General features: G+C 67.6%; 20 protein-coding genes. 6 read left to right on the top strand and 14 right to left on the bottom strand.

Annotation, left to right across the window (positions count from 1 at the left end):
• Positions 1-104: 104 nt before the first annotated feature.
• Together NP4_RS17010 and NP4_RS17015 are read left to right on the top strand one after the other, a co-directional pair.
• Positions 105-1,499: a metallophosphoesterase gene (locus NP4_RS17010; protein ID WP_067998820.1), complete on the top strand. Its 1,395-nt coding sequence runs from the start codon at positions 105-107 to the stop codon at positions 1,497-1,499.
• 120 nt (positions 1,500-1,619) lie between these two features.
• Positions 1,620-2,090, top strand: coding sequence for a DUF6194 family protein (locus NP4_RS17015; RefSeq protein WP_067998822.1), 471 nt, complete (start codon positions 1,620-1,622; stop codon positions 2,088-2,090).
• Here the strand turns inward: NP4_RS17015 and NP4_RS17020 are convergent.
• Together NP4_RS17020 and NP4_RS17025 are read right to left on the bottom strand one after the other, a co-directional pair.
• The gene (locus NP4_RS17020; protein ID WP_067998824.1) at positions 2,074-2,613 is read right to left on the bottom strand and encodes a hypothetical protein; all 540 of its coding nucleotides are present in this window, start codon (positions 2,611-2,613) and stop codon (positions 2,074-2,076) included. The genes NP4_RS17015 and NP4_RS17020 overlap by 17 nt on opposite strands.
• A gap of 53 nt (positions 2,614-2,666) precedes the next feature.
• Positions 2,667-4,844, bottom strand: a complete 2,178-nt coding sequence (locus NP4_RS17025; protein WP_082875950.1) for a GH92 family glycosyl hydrolase — start codon at positions 4,842-4,844, stop codon at positions 2,667-2,669.
• A 95-nt stretch (positions 4,845-4,939) separates the two neighbouring features.
• Here NP4_RS17025 and NP4_RS17030 point away from each other — a divergent pair, with 95 nt between their 5' ends.
• Positions 4,940-5,992, top strand: a complete 1,053-nt coding sequence (locus tag NP4_RS17030) for an FAD-dependent oxidoreductase (RefSeq protein ID WP_067998827.1) — start codon at positions 4,940-4,942, stop codon at positions 5,990-5,992.
• Here NP4_RS17030 and NP4_RS17035 read toward each other — a convergent pair.
• Positions 5,947-6,648 (bottom strand): NAD(P)H oxidoreductase, encoded by a 702-nt coding sequence (locus NP4_RS17035; protein ID WP_067998829.1) that lies wholly within the window; start codon positions 6,646-6,648, stop codon positions 5,947-5,949. The two genes, NP4_RS17030 and NP4_RS17035, sit on opposite strands and share 46 nt — an antisense overlap.
• 81 nt (positions 6,649-6,729) lie before the next feature.
• Here NP4_RS17035 and NP4_RS17040 point away from each other — a divergent pair, with 81 nt between their 5' ends.
• A complete protein-coding gene (locus NP4_RS17040; protein WP_211335918.1) occupies positions 6,730-7,656 on the top strand; it encodes an AraC family transcriptional regulator in 927 nt (308 codons plus the stop codon).
• Between the two features lie 129 nt (positions 7,657-7,785).
• On the opposite strand, the gene NP4_RS17045 is transcribed toward NP4_RS17040, so the two are convergent.
• From NP4_RS17045 to NP4_RS17055, 3 genes are read right to left on the bottom strand one after another with little or no spacing between them, the layout of a single operon-like run.
• Positions 7,786-8,475, bottom strand: coding sequence for an HD domain-containing protein (locus NP4_RS17045; protein ID WP_067998832.1), 690 nt, complete (start codon positions 8,473-8,475; stop codon positions 7,786-7,788).
• Positions 8,450-9,604: an NAD(P)-dependent oxidoreductase gene (locus tag NP4_RS17050; RefSeq protein WP_067998833.1), complete on the bottom strand. Its 1,155-nt coding sequence runs from the start codon at positions 9,602-9,604 to the stop codon at positions 8,450-8,452. The genes NP4_RS17045 and NP4_RS17050 overlap by 26 nt, the downstream gene beginning before the upstream one ends.
• Positions 9,601-10,824 (bottom strand): MFS transporter, encoded by a 1,224-nt coding sequence (locus NP4_RS17055; RefSeq protein WP_067998835.1) that lies wholly within the window; start codon positions 10,822-10,824, stop codon positions 9,601-9,603. Before NP4_RS17055 ends, NP4_RS17050 begins: the two co-directional genes overlap by 4 nt.
• Before the next feature lie 417 nt (positions 10,825-11,241).
• Between NP4_RS17055 and thrS the strand changes: the two genes are divergently transcribed.
• Positions 11,242-12,450 carry a threonine--tRNA ligase gene (gene thrS / locus NP4_RS17060; protein ID WP_067998837.1) on the top strand — a complete coding sequence of 403 codons (1,209 nt, stop codon included), beginning with the start codon at positions 11,242-11,244 and terminating at the stop codon, positions 12,448-12,450.
• Here thrS and NP4_RS42125 read toward each other — a convergent pair.
• The 5 genes from NP4_RS42125 to NP4_RS17085 all read right to left on the bottom strand — a co-directional run bounded on the left by NP4_RS42125 (position 12,445) and on the right by NP4_RS17085 (position 16,752).
• The gene (locus NP4_RS42125; protein ID WP_067998839.1) at positions 12,445-12,879 is read right to left on the bottom strand and encodes a hypothetical protein; all 435 of its coding nucleotides are present in this window, start codon (positions 12,877-12,879) and stop codon (positions 12,445-12,447) included. The two genes, thrS and NP4_RS42125, sit on opposite strands and share 6 nt — an antisense overlap.
• Positions 12,880-12,982: 103 nt before the next feature.
• Entirely contained in the window at positions 12,983-15,307 is a 2,325-nt protein-coding gene (locus tag NP4_RS17070) for a thiamine pyrophosphate-binding protein (RefSeq protein WP_067998988.1), read from the bottom strand.
• 265 nt (positions 15,308-15,572) lie between these two features.
• A complete protein-coding gene (locus tag NP4_RS41640; protein WP_067998841.1) occupies positions 15,573-15,758 on the bottom strand; it encodes a methyltransferase in 186 nt (61 codons plus the stop codon).
• A gap of 11 nt (positions 15,759-15,769) precedes the next feature.
• Positions 15,770-16,102, bottom strand: coding sequence for a methyltransferase family protein (locus NP4_RS17080; protein WP_067998843.1), 333 nt, complete (start codon positions 16,100-16,102; stop codon positions 15,770-15,772).
• 62 nt (positions 16,103-16,164) lie between these two features.
• A complete protein-coding gene (locus tag NP4_RS17085) occupies positions 16,165-16,752 on the bottom strand; it encodes a TetR/AcrR family transcriptional regulator (RefSeq protein WP_067998846.1) in 588 nt (195 codons plus the stop codon).
• 86 nt (positions 16,753-16,838) lie between these two features.
• Between NP4_RS17085 and NP4_RS17090 the strand changes: the two genes are divergently transcribed.
• Complete coding sequence (locus NP4_RS17090; RefSeq protein WP_067998848.1) at positions 16,839-17,732, top strand: NADP-dependent oxidoreductase; 894 nt, start codon at positions 16,839-16,841, stop codon at positions 17,730-17,732.
• Positions 17,733-17,742: 10 nt separating this feature from the next.
• Here the strand turns inward: NP4_RS17090 and NP4_RS17095 are convergent, their stop codons facing one another.
• From NP4_RS17095 to NP4_RS17105, 3 genes are all read right to left on the bottom strand, one after another.
• Complete coding sequence (locus NP4_RS17095; RefSeq protein WP_067998850.1) at positions 17,743-18,765, bottom strand: LLM class flavin-dependent oxidoreductase; 1,023 nt, start codon at positions 18,763-18,765, stop codon at positions 17,743-17,745.
• A 66-nt stretch (positions 18,766-18,831) separates the two neighbouring features.
• Positions 18,832-19,473, bottom strand: a complete 642-nt coding sequence (locus tag NP4_RS17100; RefSeq protein ID WP_169813750.1) for an AMP-binding protein — start codon at positions 19,471-19,473, stop codon at positions 18,832-18,834.
• A 94-nt stretch (positions 19,474-19,567) separates the two neighbouring features.
• Complete coding sequence (locus tag NP4_RS17105) at positions 19,568-20,038, bottom strand: SRPBCC family protein (protein ID WP_067998854.1); 471 nt, start codon at positions 20,036-20,038, stop codon at positions 19,568-19,570.
• Positions 20,039-20,069 lie beyond the last annotated feature (31 nt).

The raw sequence follows: 20,069 nt of genomic DNA on the forward strand, positions 1-20,069 counted from the left end.
ATCGAATTATTCAGCCCGGAAGGACGAGCTGTCACGCGCAGGGCGCGGGGAGTTCAATCGGTCACCGTACCGTCGGTGGCGAGGGGGCTCGGGCGGAGGTTTCCATGCTGAATGCGCGGCTACGGACGGTGTGGCTGGCGAACGTCGCGACGGCGACCGCGGCGGTGGCCGTGGGCGCTGGGCCGTTGCGTTCGCAGGCGGCTCATCGGGTCGAACATGCCGGTATGCAACGAGATTCGGTAATCGCCGCGGATCTCGAGGTGGTCACCGTGACCGATCGCTCGGTGATCCTGACCTGGACCACCCGCACTCGCGATCGCGCGGGACGGTTGCGGCCGACACCGGCCGACACCGAGGTGCGCATCGCCCCGGCCGAGGGCATCGGCCCGGCGCGTACCGTCCTGCACGACACCGAACCGACGGCGTACCACTACGCACAGATCGACGGGCTCGAGCCCGGTCGGTCCTACCGATTCGAGGCCTACTCCAACGGCCGCCGCGCGGTCTCCTCCCGCACGCTGGTGACGCGACGAGCCGGAAGTCCGGAGACCACCGGCGTCGTCACGACGCTGATCCCGCCGCCCGGACGGCTGCTGCGCACCCTCGCACTGGCCAATGACCTGCATGTCGGCGAGCAGACCAGCGGCCTGCTCATGGCCGGACTGCCGACCGGACTGCGGCACGAGGACGCCGAACATCCCGAACTCATGCTCGAGGCGCTGCTGGCGGATCTGCGGCTGCCCGATCGCGGGGCCGATCAGCTGATCGTCGCGGGCGATCTCACCGATTGCGGCACGCTCGAACAGTCCCTCGCGGTGCGGGGGCTGCTCGATGCCTGGGGTGAGCTCGGTCGCGACTATTTCGTCTGCCGCGGCAATCACGACGCCCCGCAGCCCGACGATCACTGGGGCGCGGTCTTCCATCCCCGGCAGCGGCTCACCGAGAACGAGGTGGGCGGGCTGCGCCTGATCGGCCTGGACACCACCCGCCTGCGCGGTTCCGGCGGCACGATCGTGGGTCCGCAGCTGGCGCATCTGCGCGATCGGCTGGCCGCGGATCCGGACCGGCCGACGCTGGTGTTCGGCCATCACCCCGTGACTTCGTCCGCGGCGGTGAGCAATCCGGGCGGACCCGGATTCGTCCTGGATCGCGCGACGGCGGCGCGGGTACACGCCGCCTATCGCAACGCGCCCGGGGTGTTTCTGCACCACTGCGGCCACACGCACCGAAATCGGTTGGGCCGCCCCGATTCCGATATCGATGTGGAATTCCTGGAGGTGGCCGCCGCCAAGGAGTACCCGGGCGGCTACATGCTGCTGCGCGTGTACGAGGGCGGCTACATGGTCAACTTCTACAAGACCCGCACCGAGGCCGCGCGGCGCTGGAGCACCCGCACCCGCCGCCAGTACTTCGGACTGCATCCCGATCACGCGCTGGGCGCCTGCGCCGACCGCAATCACGTCGTGCTGCGCGACTTCTCCGGACTCGCGCCCGCCTGAGGTCGGGTTATCGTCCGATTTGAGGGTTGATCAGTCAAATATCTCGAACTCGTCGTAAAAGTCCCAATAAGCACTTCAATGAGACGATTGAAGGGTACGTTTTCGACGAAAAGAGGTTGTATGAACGCCGACGAAATCAAACAGCACATCGCCACGAAATTCGACGGATTGCGGGTCGCCGACCACCTCGGCGATACCTTCTTCATCTACGACCCGGACGGCGATCTGCCCCCGCAGTGGCAGATGCCCTTCGCCACCATCGTGACCGCCGACAACTACGACAGGGTCTCGGCCCTGTCCGATCCGGATTCCTACCGGCTCAATATCGGCCTGACCCGAAACCGCTATACCGAACTGTTCGGCCCCGCGCCCAGCCGCCGCGACGCCGACGGGGTCTACGACACCGGATCCGATTACGCCGCCCGCGATCTGCTCATGCCCCATCCGAGCTATGCCGCCCAGAACTGGGTGTGCGTGGTGAATCCCGGCGCGGCGACACTGGATACGGCACTGGCGCTGGTGGACGAGGCCTACGCGTTCGCGGTGCGCAAATACGCGAACCGTCAGGCCCGGATCACCGAGCGAGGGTGACGCACAGATCCTCGTAATCGCCTGTCAGAGCGAGCAACTGGCGGGTGGTGTGACCACCGGCGGTCGTGACGCGCACCGACATGAAGCCCCGCGCGATGAACCAGTGCTGCCGCGCGGCCGCGGGCTGATCGCCGCCGTGCATTCCGGCGGCCCAGTCCCGCCCGCTCAGCACGTAGTCGTCGGCGTTCATGGTCGGATACAGCAGCGAGCCGTCGCCGGACACATCGCGCTCGACCGATCCACCGGTGGTCACATTGGTGGCACGGAGCACCAATTTCCCTGTCTCCGTGCCGTATACGGGTCGTCCCTGCGGGTCGTACCACACCCGCTGGGTCAACTCGCTCACCGGGAATTCGACATGCGCGGGGAAGGCGCACACCTCGCCCGCCGGATAGTCGAAGGGCTTGGAGTCCGGATGGGTTTCGACCCAGCCGCTTACAGGTGCGGCCTGCGCCGGTGCGACCGTCAGCGCACCGATCGCCGCGCCGATCGCGATCAGGGACAAGGTGATTCGTCCGCGCATCGTTCAATTCTGCCCGAATGGCACAGCGAGCGAGGCGGTTTCGGCGGCGTATCTCAGGGTGCGGGGAACGACGGCGGCCGGTCCGCGGGATCGGCGCCCCAGCTCGGATTCGGCGTATCGGAGAGGGTGTAATCCAGCGTGCCGCCGGTGCGCACGAACGATTCCGGCAGCCAGGGTTTGGTCCAGGGCTGCCCGTCGACGGTGAGCGCGGCGACATAGGGGTGGCCCGGCGCGGCCTGCGGCGCGTTGATCGTGATGGTCGTCCCGTCCGGCCGTCGCACGCGGGCGGTGGCGAATATCGGGCTGTTGAGCACCAATTCGGCCCGCCCGGGAATCATCGGGTACATCCCCAGCGCCGCCCACACGTACCACGACGACATCTCGCCCAGATCGTCGTTGCCGACCAGATTGTCCGGTCCGGCGCGCCAGATCTCGCGGCGCACCCGATCGACGACGGCCTGCGTCTTGTGGGGAGCGCCGAGGTAGGCGTAGATCCAAGGGGTCTGCAGGGTGGGCTCATTGCCCAGGAAGGCGTACGGCTCGCGGGTGCCCGCGTTCAACTTGGTGAAGAAGGTGTCCAGCCGCGGGCCGACGGCCGCGTCGCCGCCGAGGGTGTCGATCAGTCCACGCAGATCGTAGGGCACCATCCAGGTGTATTGCGCCCCATTGCCTTCCACGTAACCCGCGGGGTCGGCCGGATCGAAATGTTTTGCGAATCCGCCGTCCGCGCTGCGGGGCTGTAGGTAGCCGGTGGCCGGATTGAACAGATTGCGCCAGTTCCGCGACCGCTTCAGGAACGCGTCGCGAATGGTGGCTACCCCGAGCCGATCCGCCAGCTGCGCGATGGCGAAATCGGCGCTGGTGTACTCCAGTGTGTCGGAAACCTGTTGCGGCACATAGCCCAGGCGCAGATAGTCGGCCAGGCCGGGACGCTCCTCATAACCCTTGCGGTTGCGGCCGAGCATGGTCGCGCCTTCGACCATCAGCGCCAGCGCCTCGTCGGCGTCGAAATCGGTTGCGCCGAAGGCATATATCGACGACACGATGATGTGATAGGGGTCGCCGTTCATCACGCCGGTGTAGTCGGCGGCCACCGTCCAGCGGTCCCAGGCTCCGCCCTCGCTCGCGAAAACGGCCATACTGCGCGCGATATCGGCGGCCTCGTGCGGCGCGAGCAGCGCGAGCAACTGCACCTCGCTGCGATAGACGTCCCAGCCGGAGAAGTTGGTGTAGATCGGATGCGCGATGTCGGTGCGATGGACCTGACCGTCGAAGCCGACGTACTGCCCGTCCACATCGGAGTACACATTCGGTTGCAGCAGTGCGTGATACAGCGCGGTGTAGAAGATGCGCCGCTGATCGTCCGTGCCGCCGGTGACCTCGATCTGCTTCAGCCGATCGTTCCACCCGGCACGCGCGGCAGTCGCGATCTCGTCGAAACCCCTTGTGCCGCTTTCGGCGTCGAGATTCGCCCGCGCGCCCGCGATCGATACGAACGACAGACCCACCCGCACGGTGACCGTGCGCGCGGCGAAGGTGACATAGCCCCCGCAGTTGCGCCCGGACGCCTCGCCGCGTCCCGCCGTGACCGTCCGCCCGTACCAGACGCCGTGCCCGGCGAACGGCTGATCGAAGCGGGCGTGGAAGTACACGGTGTAGTGGCTGTCGGTCCCGCAGAACCGCCCGCTGGCGGCCGCACCCTCGACGAAATCCGCGCCGATGCGCACCCGCGCGTCGTCGACGCCCATGATCGAGCCGGACACATTGATCAGCAGCGTGGCCGGATGATCGGCCGGATAGGTGAACCGCCCGCAGCCGGTGCGCTGGGTGGCGGTCAGCTCGACCAGTACGCCGCTGTCCAGGCGCACGTCGTAGCGGCCGGGGCCGGCGTGCTCGTTCGCGTGGGAGAAGGTCGCGACGTACTTCGCGGGCGCGGTGGCCGGGGAGTCGGTGATCGGACCGGCCACCGGCTGGAACGGAATGTCCTGATAGGTATCGCATCCCGCGCCCGACAGATGGGTGAGGCTGAAACCCTTGATCCGATTGTCGTCGTAGTAGTACCCACCGTGCTGCGCGGTGACGGTGTCCGGACTCCACTGCACCATCCCGAAGGGCACATCTGCCCCCGGAAACGTATTGCCCGCTCCCCCACCGGTACCCATATCGGCATCGCCGGGCTTGGTCCCGTAGAACGGATCAACCCAGGCCGCCGGATCCTGTGCGCCATCCACACCTCCAGTATCCGCCCGCACAAGCGCCCGGGACGGCGATCGGTCCGCGATACAGTCGAAAGCACAACCGGCGTCTCGGGGTAGGAGGACCTGCGATGGTCACGATCATCGGCGGCGGTATCGCCGGCACACCACTGGCGGCCGCACTCGCCGCGGGCGGTCATCGGGTCACTCTCTACGAACGGCAACCGGCCGGCCGGGGCGGGCAGTTCCTCGTACTCGACGGTCGCGGCCATCGCGCACTGGCCGAACTCGGCGCGCCGCTGGACCGATTGCACGCGGTCTCCCATCCCCTCACCGGACTTCGTATCGCCTACGCGGGCGCGTCCGAGCGCACCCGCGAGACCACCGAGCATCGGCTGTACTTCCGATCCGATCTCGTGCGCGTGCTGACCGAATTCGCCTCGGGCACAACGGCCCGACTCGAATACGACACCCCGGTCACCGATATCGATCCCGAGACCGGGGTGTTCTACAGCGGCGTCACCGCGCTGGAGACCGACGAGCTGATCATCGGCGCCGACGGCACCGATTCGCTCACCCGCGCCCGCCTCGAACCCGACCGCATCGCCGAATACGCCGGGCAGGCGGTCGTGTACGGCACCACCGACACACCGGTGCGGCTCGACAGCGCGCCCTCGGTCCTGCATTTCAACGGCCGCCTCGGCGACGACATCTGGCCCGCCTCGACCGTCGGCCACTTCTGGAACGACGAGGTCACCGTCTGGTTCACCCGGATCACCCAGCCCCGGGTCCCCGCGGGTGCACTCGGTGATCATCCCGTCGCCGCCTGGGCCGAGACGATCCGCGCGAGCGCTCCGGATCTGGCGCATCTGGTCGAACCGCTGCTGGACGCGACCGAAACGGTCCATGTCGTCAACGCCCGCAATGTCCCGCTGGACACCGCCCGCGCCCCGAGCGAGCCGATCGTGCTGTGCGGCGATGCCGACCACGCCATCACCCCCGCCGCGGGCGTGGGCGCCCGTGATGCCGCCGAGGACGCCCACGCCATCTGGCAGGCGATCATGACCGGGGCCTCGCCCGCGGCGGCGATGGCGGCCCGGCGGGCCACGGTGCTCGCCGAGCGCGGCGCACAGGCCGCCTACGCCAGGGCCCGTGCGGCCGAACGGTCCGCTGCCCGGTCCTGATCCGTCCCGGCCAGGAAGTCCGCGACGAAAGCCGCTGCCCTGGCATCGAATTCGGTGTACTGGGCCGTGCGGGCCGCACCTGTCACGGCCTCGCCGACGACGAGTTCGCCCTCCGCGCCGATGCTCTGCGGGCGTTCCTCGGCATCGGGGAGCAGCCCGACGGCGGCGTGCGCGAAACCGCAGTAGTAGGCGATCCCGGCATTGAGCTGACTGTCGAGGATCTGACGCATGGGCTCGATCACGTCGTCGGATCCGGTGGCTCCGGCCAGGCCGAGCCACAGTATGCGCTTGCCCGCCAGACGGGGTGTGCTGCGGCCGTAGGCGAATCCGTAGTTCCACACCCGATCGATCCAACCCTTGAGCAGGGCGGGCACACTCATCCAGTAGACCGGGAACACCGCGATCACCTCGTCGGCGGCGAGTATGCGGCGCATATGGTCGCGTGTCTCGGCGGAGTAGACCTTCTCCCGATCGTCCCAGTCGGGTTGATCGGCGGGGTTCATCCGGGGATCGAACCCCTCGGCGTGCAGATCGAGCAGATCGACGCGGCGGCCCGCGGCCTCGAGCTGGGCGACCGTGCGCCGGGCGATATGGGCGGTCAGCGAATCGGTGCGGTGGTGAGCGAGTACGACCAGGGCATTTCCGTTGTGCTGCATGACTTCAGTACATCCGCCCGAGTGTGGACGATCCATGGGGGAAACGCTCCGATGCATAGGAGTTCGTCTACGCTGGCGGGGGTGGATCCCTTGAGTTCGCTGTTGAGCGGTATCCGGGCCGAGGGCTCGGTGGTCAGCCAGGCGGTGCTGCGCGCGCCGTGGACGATCCGATTCGCCGATCGCGCGCCGCTCACCATGCTCACCGTGCTGCGCGGCGGCGGAACGCTGCTACTGCCCGACGGCACCGAACGCGTTGTGCGCCAGGGCGATACGGCCGTCGTCCGCGGGCCCGAGCCGTTCCGTCTGGCCGACGACGCCGATTCGACCACCCGGCCGCATGTCGAATACGAGATCGCCTGTTTCACCGACGATCCCGAATGCGCCGCGTATCAGCTGGACGGCATCCGCTGGGGTAACGACCTCGACGGCGGCACCACCCTGGTCGTCGCCGCGTACCGGGCCTCGGGTCATCGGCACGAGCGACTGCTGCGGGCGCTGCCGCCACTGCTGGTGGTCAGCGAGGAGGCCGAGATGTGCGAATGGCTCGAGTCGGCCGCCCTCGACGCGGTCGCGCACAGCGCGGGTTCGCAGGCGCTGATGGATCGGCTGCTGGACTGGGCGCTGGTCTGCACCCTGCGGTCGTGGTTCGCGCAGGCGGGCGAGCAGGCGCCGGGATGGGTTCGCGGACTTGCCGATCCGGTGATCGGGCCGGCCCTCGAGGCCATGCACGATCGGCCCGCCGACGGTTGGACGGTCGCCTCGCTGGCCACCCGGGCCGGGGTGTCACGAGCGCTGTTCGCCAAGCGTTTCACCGCGCTGATGACCCGCCCGCCACTGACCTATCTCACCGAGATCCGCATGGACGAGGCGGCGGCGCTGCTGCTCGATACCGAACTGACCGTCGCGCAGGTGGCCCGCACGGTCGGCTATGCCGATGCCTTCGGCTTCAGCGCGGCGTTCAAACGCTTGAAAGGTCTGAGCCCCACCACCTTTCGGACAGCCGCCTGAGGCTCTGCCGTCAGCGAATTCCGGTCCGCCATGCCACCCGGTACCGCGGCCACCACGCACAGCGCCGCGAGGATTTCGTGGCGATCCTGAACGAATGGGGCGCGAATCACACCCGCGATTTCAACGTTGTCACACCAGTCGATCGCGCCATTCGGTGAGCCGGGTCCGCGGGATCGCCTGTTCCCATTCGCCGAGGAAATCCGCGAGGAAGGTGCGCATCACCCGGGTGCGCTGCTGGGCAAGGGTTTTGCCGGTCGCAGTGAGCATATCCGCCTCCAGGCGTAGCAGCTTTTCGTAGAAGTGCGCGATCACCGAGCTGGTCTTGCCGGGTGAATAGTGTTCGGCCGGTAGCGTTTCCGGCCGCCACAGCGGTTCGCCGAGCGCGCCGCCGTAGGCGAAGGCGCGCGCGATGCCGATCGCGCCGATCGCATCGAGATTATCCGCGTCGTGCACGATCGCCGCCTCGATACTCCACTCCGGCAGCAGGCCCTGCCCGAACGAGTACGCCGAGGTCTGCTCGATGATCTCGCGCACCCTGTGCCAATTCTCGGCCGGTACCGCCAGCTCCGACAGGAACCGGACCGTCAGGCCCCACGCCTCCTCGATGGATACGTGCTCGCGACGCTCTCGCCGCTCGATGACGCGATGGAAATCGTGCAGATAGACCGACAGCAGCGCGATCTCGAGATCACCGCCCTCGGCCGCGGCCAGCGCGGTCGTCAAACCCGCCACCCGATCCAGATGTGAGAGGTCGTGCGCCGAATCGGCTCCCGCGAACAGCTCCAGAACAAGTTCACGAACGTCGAGCGTCGGCGACATGCTTTCCTCCGTACAGATGGCACCAGCGTGCCGCGAGACTACGCTGCCGTTCGGTGGGCAGCCGATTGATCCCGTCCGGGCCGCCGTTCTCGACGCCGCGCGCGGCCGCGACGGTGAGCGCGAACAGTTCGGTGTACACCAGGTCGAGGGTATTGCCGAGAATGCTGTTGTGGACGAAATTCACCGGGCGGCCCTCGTTGAGCAGCCAGGTGTTCCTCCCGTTCAATCGAATTCGGGCCAGATAGGTCGTTATCCGGTCGATCCGGCCCGCGGCGTCGAGTTCCTCGACCGGGAATTCCACCTGTTTCGAACTGCCCGACGCCAGCACCGTATCGTCGTCGAGCAATTCGAAATCGGCGACCGTCAGCGAGCGGTGTCCGCTCACACCCACGACGACATTGCAGCCGCGCAGCAATCGGGTCCGGCCGTGCACCTCGAAACCGTCGGTCGCCGCACCCGCCGAGGCGATCGGATCGATGTCGTACACATGCACCCGTGCGCCCATTCGCTTCAGACCCTGCGCGGTGTAGCGGCCGATTCCGCCGTAGCCGAGCACCCCGACGATCTGATTGCCGATGAGCCGATTGAGTTCGGATCGAAACAGCGCGTCGACCGAATGCGCGACGCCCTCGCCCACCCGCCGGTCCTCGAGGCGCTTGAGCGGGCTGTCGGCGATGGTGTAGACCGGCACCCGCCGATCCGATACGGCCTGATAGCGCCAGAGCCCCTGATTGGTATCCTCGACGATCGCCGAAACCCCGGCCGCGGCAAGCGCTTCGGTGATCTCGGCGCAGTAGCCGCCGACCTCCTGCACCACGGTGCCGACACCGCAGGCCCGCGCCGCGGCCAGTACCGCGGGCGCGATCTCGGCGAGGGTCGCCACGGTCCGCACCGCGATGCCGCGCCGTTGTAATTCCAGGGCGGCCACGGCGCTGAGCGAATACGGCACGGGTATCACCACGGCCAGCGCGAAGGATTCGGCCAGCCGTTGGACGTATTCGACAGAGGTTTCCAGCAGATGGGTGACGAGAATCAGGCTGTTGCCGGGTGCGGGCGATTGCCGCTGCACCTCCGCCAGCAGGCGTAGCGGCGCGACGCGGGATTCGATCCCGTTATCCACTGTGGTCATCTTGCACTTTCGATCGCGGTCGTGAGCGGCACTCTGAACTGTCTGGCGAGATATGTTGCGAGGGTGGCGATCACCAGCGGTACGACAATGACGGCCCCGCTGGCGCCCCAGCCGCCTTCGGCGATCAGACTGCCGGAAATCGCCGCCCCCGCGGCATTTCCGAGCAGCATCATCGAAACCAGCCAGGCGAAAACCTCGGTTTCGGTGCCCGGCAGCGTCTGGGTCGACAATGCGACGAATGCGGCGGCGATGGTCGGCGCCAGGGGAATTCCGGCGACGAATACCGCGGCGCACAGCAGCGGCAGCGACGAGGCCCCGGCCAGGGCGATGATCGCCGTCGGAACGTAGCCGAACATGAGCGCGCCCGTCAGCAGCGGCAGATGTTCGACGGCGGCGGAGCGGGGCGGCCGGTGGCCGTAGGCGATGCCGCCGATCAGCGCGCCGAAGGCGTTGGCGCCCAGCACCGTTCCCGACTGGCCGGAGCTGTTCGCGGCATCGGCGAATGCCACCGCCGTGAGATTCAGCATTCCGATGGTGGCGCCGATGAACAGGAACGACACGAGAATGGCGTCGACGCTGAATCGCCCCAGCGGGCCCCACCAGCGGATCACATGTTCGGCGTTGCGGCGCCGGGCTTTCCACGCGGTCACCGGATCGATCAGGCAGTAGGCGACGGTCCCGGCGACCGATACCGCCGTAACGAATACGAGCCCGAACGACGGGTCGACCAGGGTGGCGCATCCGGCGGCCAGCAGCGGGCCGACGATGAAGATGAGTTCCTGCAGCCCGCTGTCCAATGCGAATGCCGAGTGGACGAGTTTGTCGTTGTCGAGCACATGCGACCAGACAGCGCGCAGACAGGCCTCGAGCGGCGGGGTGAACATTCCGGCGACGATCACACAGCCGAATACCGCTATCTCTTGTCGATCCGGGTCGACGAATGCGAGCGCGATATATCCGCACGCGGATACGACCGCGCTGACCAGAAGTACGGGAACCTGTCGGGTTCGATCGACCGCCCTGCCCAGAATCGGACTGCCTACGGCCGTCGCGATTCCGTAGGCCGCGGTCGCGAGACCGGCCCGCCCGTATCCGCATCCCGAATGCGTCAGATACAGCAGGATCGCCACGGTGCCACTGCCGTTCGGTATCCGGCCGATGAAATTCGCGGTCAGCAGGGATCGAACGTAACGGGTCCGAAGTAATTGTCCGTACAGCATCGTGCGGGCCGCTCAGGAAATTCGGAAAACAGCCGCGAGACAGCGCAACTCATCAACCCCCTGTATTACATTCTGAATGGAAGTACGCTAGCAAGGGCGTCCGAAGCGAGCAATGTCGTTGTGCCACAATGAAGTTGCGACGCCGTAGCTTCGAAAGAGACGCTCCGAGGCTTCCTGGGCAGACGGAATTTGCCTGCGATCTGTGACCTTCATCACACACGAGGTGGTGTAATCCGCGGTTAATTCGGTTGTCCCGCACAAGCCCCCAGATGTACCGTGCCTGTTATGCAGCGTGCCGAATTCACGACGACGCCGGACGACGTCCCGGCGCGCTGAACAATGTTCTGATCGAAGCCCCGGGCGGGTGCCCGGGGCTTCGTCACGTGGTCACCCGCCCGCTCACCGGTAGGAGACCTCATGCACGACCATCGCAAACTCGGCCGCGAACTCGGCCTGTTCGATACCGACCCGCTGATCGGTGCGGGGCTGCCGTATTGGTTGCCCGACGGCGCGATCGTGCGCCACACCCTGGAGGAATACATCCGCGACGCGGAGCGGCGGGCGGGTTATCGGCACGTGTACTCACCCGTGCTCGGAAAACGCGAGTTGTACGAAATATCCGGGCACTGGGAGCATTACAGCGATGACATGTATCCGCCGATGCGCATCGGCGACGAGCAGGTGGTGCTGCGGCCCAGCCTGTGCCCGCATCACGCGCTGATCTACCGGTCCCGCTCGCACAGCTATCGCGAACTGCCCCTGCGGATCGCCGAACTGGGCGCGATGTACCGCTCCGAATTGTCCGGGGCGCTGGGCGGTTTGACCCGGGTGCGCTGCATCCATCTCAACGACGCGCACATCTTCTGCACCCTGGATCAGGTGGGCGCGGAGGTCGAGGCGGCGCTGGCGATGATCGGTTCGACCTACGACGCATTGGGCATCACCGCGGCGCGCTATCGGCTGTCGCTCCCCGATGCGGGCGGGAAATACGTTGCGGCGCCGGATATGTGGCGGCATGCGAACAAGCTGCTGACCGAGGTGCTCGACCGCTCGGGCGTGCCCTACGAGGCGGTCGAGGGCGAGGCCGCGTTCTACGGTCCGAAGATCGACATCCAGGTGGCCGACCACGCGGGCCGGGAGTCGACCCTGTCCACCGTGCAGGTCGATCTGCATCAGCCGCGGCAGTTCGATCTGCGCTACGTCGGACCCGACGGAGCCAAACATCGGCCGGTCATGGTGCACCGCAGCATCATCGGCAGTATCGAACGCGTCGTCGCCCATCTGATCGAGCAGCACGGCGGCGCGTTCCCCGTCTGGCTGGCGCCGGTTCAGGTGGCGATCCTCCCGATCTCCGAGGCCGACGAACCGGCCGCCGCCGAACTGCGCGACCGCTGCGTTGCCGAGGGTTTGCGAGCAGAGGTGATCGGCATCGAGGCGGGCAGTCTGGCCGCCCGGGTGCGCACCGCCCGGCTGGTCCCCTGTCACTTCGTCCTCGGCCCCGCCGAGCGCGCGAGGGACGAGGTGTCGGTCCGCATCCGTGACGGCCGCCGCATACCCGCCCGACCGGCCGCCGAGGCGATCGCGGAGGTCCGCGCGGCGGTCGGCGAGCGCCGAATCGACCTATGAGCCGACCGGCGCCGAACGCGGCCCGCGGCGAACGCGGCGACGCTCGGCGCCATACGGCAGCGCGACCATGTACAGCCCCGAGAACAGAAGCGCCGCAAGCGGGAACAACGGCAGATACGACACCCAGACCACCGGTTCGGGCAGCGCCAACGCGACGAATGTCGCGACCACGCTCACGGTGAAGACCACACCCGCCCACCGATGCACCCGCCGCGCCCCGGGCGCGCCCGAGCGCGCCCCACGCCGCCGCGCCCGGGCATACCCCACCCCCAACATCGTGAGCCCGGACAACCACAGCAGAACCAACGGCGGCAACGGCACATACGACGCCCACACCGGCCCCCGCACCGCCAACACGACCCCCGTGACCACGACAACCACCGCGAAGACAACCCCGAGCCACCGATGCGTCCACCGAACCCACTTCATCGAGATCCTCCTCCGACCCGCACCCGAGAATTACCGTTGCCTGAACGGTAACTGTGAGACGGTCGCGAGCACTTCTCGATTCCTGACCGTGTCGCGTGATCCCTCAGTCGACCACGTCCAAGCAGGCTCGCACGATGCTGTCGGCGTCCAGGCCGTGGTAGCGGTACACGTCTTCCAGGGAGCCGGATTGGCCGAAGCGGGTGACGCCGAGGTTGCTGTGGCGGACCTGGTTGATGGTGGCGAGGAAGGCCAGGGTATGGGGATGGCCGTCGAGGACGGTGACCATGGGGGTGGCGCGGTCGGCGGGGAAGATCTGGTCCAGGATCCAGGATTCGCCGGGTTCGTGGCCCTGCCGGGCGCGCAGGGCGCGGTAGAGCAGGCCGGGGCTGGTCACGCAGACCACGTCGGTGGCGAGGCCGACCTGGTGCAGGCGGTCGGCTGCCAGCAGCGCCTCGGGCACGACCGCGCCGACGGCGGCGATCGTGACGCGCGGATTATCGTTGCGCCGCAACAGATATGCCCCGGCGACCACATGGCGGCGGCGGCGTTCCCGGGCGGCCCGATCGGTCGGAACCGCGGCCAGGGCCTGATCGACCGGTCGCGTCGACAGCCGCAGATAGGCGGAGCTGCCGTCGGGCCTGCCGAGCCGGGCCAGACTCGCCAGCAGCGTCCATTCGGTATCGATGGCGAACGCGGGTTCGTAGGCGATGCACCCCGGCTGCTCGACACCGATCGACGGGGTCTTGATCGACTGGTGCGCACCGCCTTCCGAGGCCAGCGTCACCCCGGACGGCGTGCCGACCAGGATCGACTGCCCACCGGCGTAGATGCCGTAGGACCACGGCTCGAGCGCGCGCTCGACGAACGGGTCGTAGAGCACACCGATCGGAAACAGCGGCTGTCCCCAGCGATTCCAGGTCGCGCCGAGCTCGCCGAGCAGTCCGACCAGATTGACCTCGGCGATGCCCAGTTCGATGTGCTGGCCGGTCGGCTTCTCCCGCCAGTGCAGGATCGTCTCGGCATCGTCGGCGAACCAGTCGGGCCGCTCGATGGCCGACCACACCCCGACCTTGTTCACCCAGCCGCCGAGATTGGTCGAGGAACTGACATCGGGACTGACCGTCACCACCCGCCGCGCCGCATCGGGCGCCTGACGGGCCAGATCGAGCAGGGTCCGCCCGAGGGCGGCCTGCGTGGTCGCCGTCCCCGACGGCGTGCGCCCGATATCCACGGGCACCGCGGGCGGCGTCGGAATCGGCACATCCGCGCGCCGCAGCCGCGCGGCGACCGCGGCGCAGCGCTCACCCGCGGCGCTGTCGGCCGGGAACGGCAGCCACGGCCGCTCGGCATCGGTGCCGAGCCGAATCGCCAACTCCCGCAACTGTTCCGCGGTCAGCAGCGACGAATGATTCTGCGGATGACCGCGAGTGGGCAAGCCCTGTCCCTTGACGGTGTAGGCGAAGATGACCGTCGGCCGGGTGTCCTCGATCGCGGTGAACGCCTCGTCGAGCGCGTCCAGATCGTGCCCGCCGAGGTTGGCGATCGCCGCGATCAGGGTCTCGTCGTCCAGTCCGGCGATCAGCTCCGCGACGGCCGCGCCGTCCGGCCCGTCGCCCGGCAGTCGCGTGCGCAGCTGCGCGGCATCACAGCGCAGCAGTCGCTGATATTCGGGATTGGACATCGCATCGATCCGCTCGCGCAGCGCGACTCCGCCCGGCCGGGTGAACAATTCCTCCAGCAGCCGCCCGTATTTGAGCACGATGGTCTGCCAACCGGCCGCGGCGAACATGCTCCGGAACTTGTCCGCGGTCACCGCGGGCACCACTCGATCCAGTGACTGGCGATTGAGATCGACGATCCACACCAGCTCGCCCAATTGCGGAACCATCGGATCGACGATCGCCTCCCAGATCGCCCCCTCGTCCAGCTCGGCATCGCCCAGCAGCGAATACTGCCGCCCGGTCCCCGCCTGCGTGCCGAGCGCGCCCACATAGCGCCGGGCGATCGCACCCCAGATCGGCGCGGTCGCCCCGATGCCGACCGATCCCGTCGAATAGTCCACGGGGTCGGGGTCTTTCACCCGGCTCGGATAACTCTGCAGCCCCTCGAATTCCCGCAGCCGCGTCAGATACGACTCGTCCAGCTCCCCCAGCAGATAGTTCAGCGCGTGCAGCACCGGCGAGGCGTGCGGCTTCACCGAAACCCGATCCTCGGGCCGCAGATGGTTGAACCACAGTGTGGTCATGATCGACACGATCGACGCCGACGACGCCTGATGCCCGCCCACCTTCACCCCGGAGGGATTGGGCCGCACCCGATTAGCGTGATGAATGATCGCGGTGGCCAACCAGAGCACCCGCTCCTCGATCTCGTGCAGTACCGCGCGATCCGCCTCACGCCGAACCGACGCGCCGCTTCCCACCGTCATCACCGCTCCTTCCACCGCCCACTCTCGGGCCCGTGCAGGTTGTCGAGTCATCGGAACATCCGGGACCGATCGGCGCAATCGAGCATCGCCCTGCTGAGCAGAATGCACTACGCGAGGCGGTGTCGAGCGCTGACATGCCCTCGGCGCGAAGCAGATCGCACCGGTCACGGCGCGCATTGGGCGGTATGCACGCCCGCGGCGGATCTCATGACGGTCGGCGAAGCGCTTCTCGGAGGCGCAGACTCGGCTCCGCGCGGTTCGATGATCAGCCCAGGGTGGCCTCGAGGATCGAGTAGGGCGTGGGTGTGTAGACGATGCGATCGAGGGTGAAGCCGGAACCGGTGAGCAGATCGCGGTATTCGCGCTCGGTGCGCTCCTTACCGGTCATCATGCCCAGCATGGTCAGGTCGATGGCCTTGGTCAGATGTGGTTCGTCGCCGTCGGGAACCACGCCCTCGATGATCAGCAGGCGCGCTGCCGGGGCCGCGGCGGCCGCGATCGAAGCGACCGCGGGTGTTTCTCGGAAAGCGTTGCGCCGATCGGTGTCACGGTCACGTAGTCGCCGTCGGTGGTGAAGACACCCAGCGGCGCGAGGGATCGCACCAGCCGGTGCAGCGGCTCGCAGCGCATCCCGGTGCGTTCGGCGAGCTCGGCGATCGTCTTCGGTCCCTCCTGCTCGAGGATCGTGGCCACGACCAGTTCGGCCACCACATAGACGGCCTTCGATACCTGGAAACCACCCAGCAATTGCACCATCACCGCGCTCGGCGGCGGTCCAGCAACGGTCTCGGCCATCTCGTGCGCACTCCTCGAATATGGTGTGGGAGAACACAGCTCGAGCAGTAGCTACAGTATCGCTACTTCTGGCGGGAAAGGTGGCTGACGCCCCAGGCGGCGTCGATCATCCGGAAGATCTCGTCCACCGCGACCTCCGGATCGGCCGATTCACGACCGAGCGAGTAGGCGTCGATCACGAATCGCGCGATCGCCCGGCAGGCCGTCGTCGTGGACGGCTCACCGAGATCCGCGGCGACGGCGGCGGCCAGCGACTCCGCGTAGCGCAGCCGCATCGACGCCTCGTACTCCCGCAGCGTGGGCGATCGTTCGATCATCTCCCAGATCGGGGCGGCCTCGCGCGACCCGCAGTGCCGCACCATCGCGTGCACCTCGCGGCGCAGTGCGGACAGCAGCGCCTCATCCGGATTCCGCTCGGTGACCGCCCGTACGAGGCCCTGTTCGAAGTTCTCGTCCCGCTCGAATACCAGGGCCTCCTTCGAGGCGAAGTGGGAGAACAGCGTGGTGACGGCCACATCCGCCTCGGCCGCCACATCCCGGATGCCCACCGCGTCGTAGCCGCGTTCCAGGAACAGCGTCAGTGCGGTATCGGCGATCTTCTGGCGGGTCGCGGCCTTCTTGCGCTCACGACGCCCGGTCGGGACGGTCATCCGATGATGCTATCAGATGCGAAACAGTATCGATCACCTAAAACTACTTGTTGCAAAACACTAACGGATAGGGCTACGTTCGGGACATGAAGGCAGTGCAATTCGCCGAGTACGGCGGCCCGGATGTCCTGGAACTGAACGAGGTGGCCGAGCCGCATGCGGGCCCCGGCCGGATACGCATCGCCGTGCGGGCAGTGGGTGTGAATCCGCACGATTGGCGGACCCGCGAGGGGCAGTTCCAGCGAATCAACCCGATTCAGCTGCCCGCGGGCATCGGTCAGGACGCGGCGGGCGTGGTGGACGAGGTCGGTGCCGGCGTCGTCGGAATCGAGGTCGGAGATTCCGTATTCGGCCGTGGTTCGAACACCTACGCCGAGTTCGCGGTGCTCTCGTCGTGGGCGCGAGTGCCCGACGGCACGAGTTTCGCCGAGGCGGCCGGATATCCGTCCGTGGTCGAGTCCGCGCTGCGGATCATTCGCATGGTCGGCGTGCAGCCGCAACAGACGCTGCTGGTCAGCGGTGCGGCGGGCGGAGTCGGATCGGCGGTGTTGCAGATCGCCCGCGACCGCGGCATCAAGGTGATCGGCACCGCCGGGGCCGCGAATCAGGATTACGTGCGCGGCCTCGGCGCGGTCGCCACCACCTACGGCCCCGGCTGGGTGGAACGGGTGCGTGCGCTCGGCCCGGTCGACGCCGCGCTGGACCTCAACGGCCACGGCGTCATTCGCGGTCTGCTCGATCTGACCGGGGACCCGGACAGGGTGGTCACCATCGCCGACCTCGAGGCGCCCATGCTCGGCATCCGATTCGCGGGCGTCGGCGGCAGCATGCCCGAGGCGCTCGCCGCAGCCGTCGACCTCATCGCCCGCGGGAAGCTCCACATCCCGGTCGACCGGTCCTATCCGCTCGCCGAGGCGTCGGCCGCGCACGCCGACAGCCAGGCCGGGCACACCCGCGGGCGGCGAGTGCTGCTCGTCTGAGCCCGGCCCGTCAGCGCCAACCCAGCTCCGGGGCAACGTGAGTGAGGATGTTCTCCAACACGTGGACGTTGTAGTCCACCCCGAGCTGGTTCGGGATCGTCAGCAGCAGCGTGTCCGCGGCCTGAATGGCCTCGTCGTCGGCGAGCTGCTTCACCAGCTCCTCCGGTTCCGCCGCATAGGAGCGACCGAAGATCGCCCGGGTGGTCTCGTCGATCATCCCGATCTGGTCCCGCGAGTCGCGATCGCGCCCGAAGTACGCGCGGTCCACGTCGTCGGTCAGCGCGAAGATGCTACGGCTGACCGACACTCGCGGCGGCCGATCATGCCCCGCCTCCGCCCACGCCCGGCGGTAGGTCTCGATCTGCTTGCGCTGCTGCACATGCAGAGGTTCGCCGGTCTCGTCGTTCTTGAGCGTGGAGCTCTGCAGATTCATCCCCAGCCCCGCCGCCCACACGGCAGTCGCATCCGAACCGGACCCCCACCAGATACGTTCCCGCAGCCCCTCGGAATGCGGCTCGATCCGCAACAGCCCCGGCGGATTGGGAAACATCGGCCGAGGATTCGGCTGCGCGAACCCCCGCCCCTCGATCACCTCGAGAAACGTCTCGGTATGCCGCCGAGCCATATCCGCATCACTGTCCCCCTCCCCCGGCGCGAACCCGAAGTACCGCCACCCCTCGATCACCTGCTCCGGCGACCCCCGACTGACCCCGAGCTGCAGTCGCCCTCCCGCAATCAAATCCGCGGCCCCCGCATCCTCGGCCATATACATCGGATTCTCGTACCGCATATCGATCACCCCGGTACCGATCTCGATCCGCTCGGTACGCGCTCCGATAGCCGCCAGCAATGGAAACGGACTCCCCGCCTGCCGAGCAAAGTGATGCACCCGAAAATAAGCCCCATCCACCCCGAGCTCCTCGGCCGCGACGGCCAGGTCGATGGACTGGTGCAGGAAGTCCGCGGCGGTCCGGGTCTCGGAGTAGGGGGCCGACGACCAATGGCCGAAGGAGAGGAAACCGATCTTCTTCACGAGGGTGGAACTGTTGGGGGGTGGGTTTGATTCCGCGGGGATCGAGGCATACGCCGTCTCAGCCGATCACCTCGCGGGGACCCGCTGCGCCCGCACTGCGGCGACCTGTCCGTTCAGGCGGCCGCTCTGCAGATCGCGCCACATCCGGCGGCGCTGGGGTTTGCCGCTGGAGGTTCGCGAGATCGTGCCCTTCGCCGCGCTGATCGCCTTGACCTCGACCGCTCCGCCGACATAGCCGGAGATCAGCTCGACCGCCGACTCGGCCCACGGTCCGGGCTCTGCCTCAGCGATGATCACGATCTGGGTGCCCTCGGTGAGCGCGACGCACCGTCCCCGCGGAACCTCGGGCACATCGGCGAGTCGCGCGTCGAGGTCCTCGGCGTAGATATTGCGACCATGGACGCTGAGCGAATCGCCCATGCGGCCGAGCACATACAGGTTTCCATCCACGAGGAATCCGGCATCCGCCGACGCGACCGCGCCGGGGCCGACGAACCGTGAGGAGCTCTCCGCCCCGGCCGGTTCGTAGCCGTCCGCGACTCCCGGGCCGATAATCTGAATCTCACCGAGACAACCGTCAGGCAGCGGCCTGCCCTCGTCGTCGAGAATCACGATCGAGGTTTCCGCCAGCGGAGCCCCGGAGGACACCAGCCAGCTCGACGGAACGGCCGACCGGCCCGCCACCGTGACGTCAGCGGTTTCGGACACCGCCACAGGTTCGCCGAAAGCGATTGTGTCCGAGCACTCCCTCGGCGCCGATGACGAGAACACTTCGTCCGGTCATGATCATCGCCTCCCCACGTCAGTGGGGCAGTCCTTCGGCAACTGCCTTCAGGCGCCGTTGGGACTGCTCGATATTGTTCCGATTGCGGGCCGGGCGATCCCACACACCGGCGATCAAGAACGAGACCACCTTCATCCACCCGGGCCTGCGCTCCCAGGCCCGCTCGATGACCAGGCAGCCCTGGGGTGTGTCCACCAGCTCGTATTCCCACCGGGAAACAGGTGTCCCGCCGGAGTGGACATCGAAGGCGAAGTAGCGGCCGAGTTCGGCGTCGGTGATGGTCGCGACCGTCGACCACCGGAACAGGCCCCGCCGGTTGGACCCTTTGAATCTGGCGCCGACGCGGGGGCCGGTCGCACCGTCTAGCCACTCGTTGCGCACGCATTCGGCGGCCCAGCGCGAGCTCGTCTCGACCTGGGCAATCAGTTCGTAGACCTGACGCGCGGACGCCTGGATCTTGATCTCACCACTGGCAGCCAGCACGTTCATCGGACCTCCGTTCAGCGGTGGACAACCGAAC

Source organism: Nocardia pseudobrasiliensis NBRC 108224, from assembly GCF_001613105.1.
Taxonomy (GTDB): Bacteria; Actinomycetota; Actinomycetes; order Mycobacteriales; family Mycobacteriaceae; genus Nocardia; species Nocardia pseudobrasiliensis.

Excerpts from the sequence above, each read along its gene's own strand:
- NP4_RS17010 (WP_067998820.1), top strand. The coding sequence starts at position 105 with ATGCTGAATGCGCGGCTACGGACGGTGTGGCTGGCGAACGTCGCGACG.
- NP4_RS17015 (WP_067998822.1), top strand. The coding sequence starts at position 1,620 with ATGAACGCCGACGAAATCAAACAGCACATCGCCACGAAATTCGACGGA.
- NP4_RS17020 (WP_067998824.1), bottom strand. The coding sequence starts at position 2,613 with ATGCGCGGACGAATCACCTTGTCCCTGATCGCGATCGGCGCGGCGATC.
- NP4_RS17030 (WP_067998827.1), top strand. The coding sequence starts at position 4,940 with ATGGTCACGATCATCGGCGGCGGTATCGCCGGCACACCACTGGCGGCC.
- NP4_RS17035 (WP_067998829.1), bottom strand. The coding sequence starts at position 6,648 with ATGCAGCACAACGGAAATGCCCTGGTCGTACTCGCTCACCACCGCACC.
- NP4_RS17045 (WP_067998832.1), bottom strand. The coding sequence starts at position 8,475 with ATGTCGCCGACGCTCGACGTTCGTGAACTTGTTCTGGAGCTGTTCGCG.
- NP4_RS17050 (WP_067998833.1), bottom strand. The coding sequence starts at position 9,604 with ATGACCACAGTGGATAACGGGATCGAATCCCGCGTCGCGCCGCTACGC.
- NP4_RS17055 (WP_067998835.1), bottom strand. The coding sequence starts at position 10,824 with ATGCTGTACGGACAATTACTTCGGACCCGTTACGTTCGATCCCTGCTG.
- thrS (WP_067998837.1), top strand. The coding sequence starts at position 11,242 with ATGCACGACCATCGCAAACTCGGCCGCGAACTCGGCCTGTTCGATACC.
- NP4_RS42125 (WP_067998839.1), bottom strand. The coding sequence starts at position 12,879 with ATGAAGTGGGTTCGGTGGACGCATCGGTGGCTCGGGGTTGTCTTCGCG.
- NP4_RS17070 (WP_067998988.1), bottom strand. The coding sequence starts at position 15,307 with ATGACGGTGGGAAGCGGCGCGTCGGTTCGGCGTGAGGCGGATCGCGCG.
- NP4_RS17080 (WP_067998843.1), bottom strand. The coding sequence starts at position 16,102 with ATGGCCGAGACCGTTGCTGGACCGCCGCCGAGCGCGGTGATGGTGCAA.
- NP4_RS17085 (WP_067998846.1), bottom strand. The coding sequence starts at position 16,752 with ATGACCGTCCCGACCGGGCGTCGTGAGCGCAAGAAGGCCGCGACCCGC.
- NP4_RS17090 (WP_067998848.1), top strand. The coding sequence starts at position 16,839 with ATGAAGGCAGTGCAATTCGCCGAGTACGGCGGCCCGGATGTCCTGGAA.
- NP4_RS17105 (WP_067998854.1), bottom strand. The coding sequence starts at position 20,038 with ATGAACGTGCTGGCTGCCAGTGGTGAGATCAAGATCCAGGCGTCCGCG.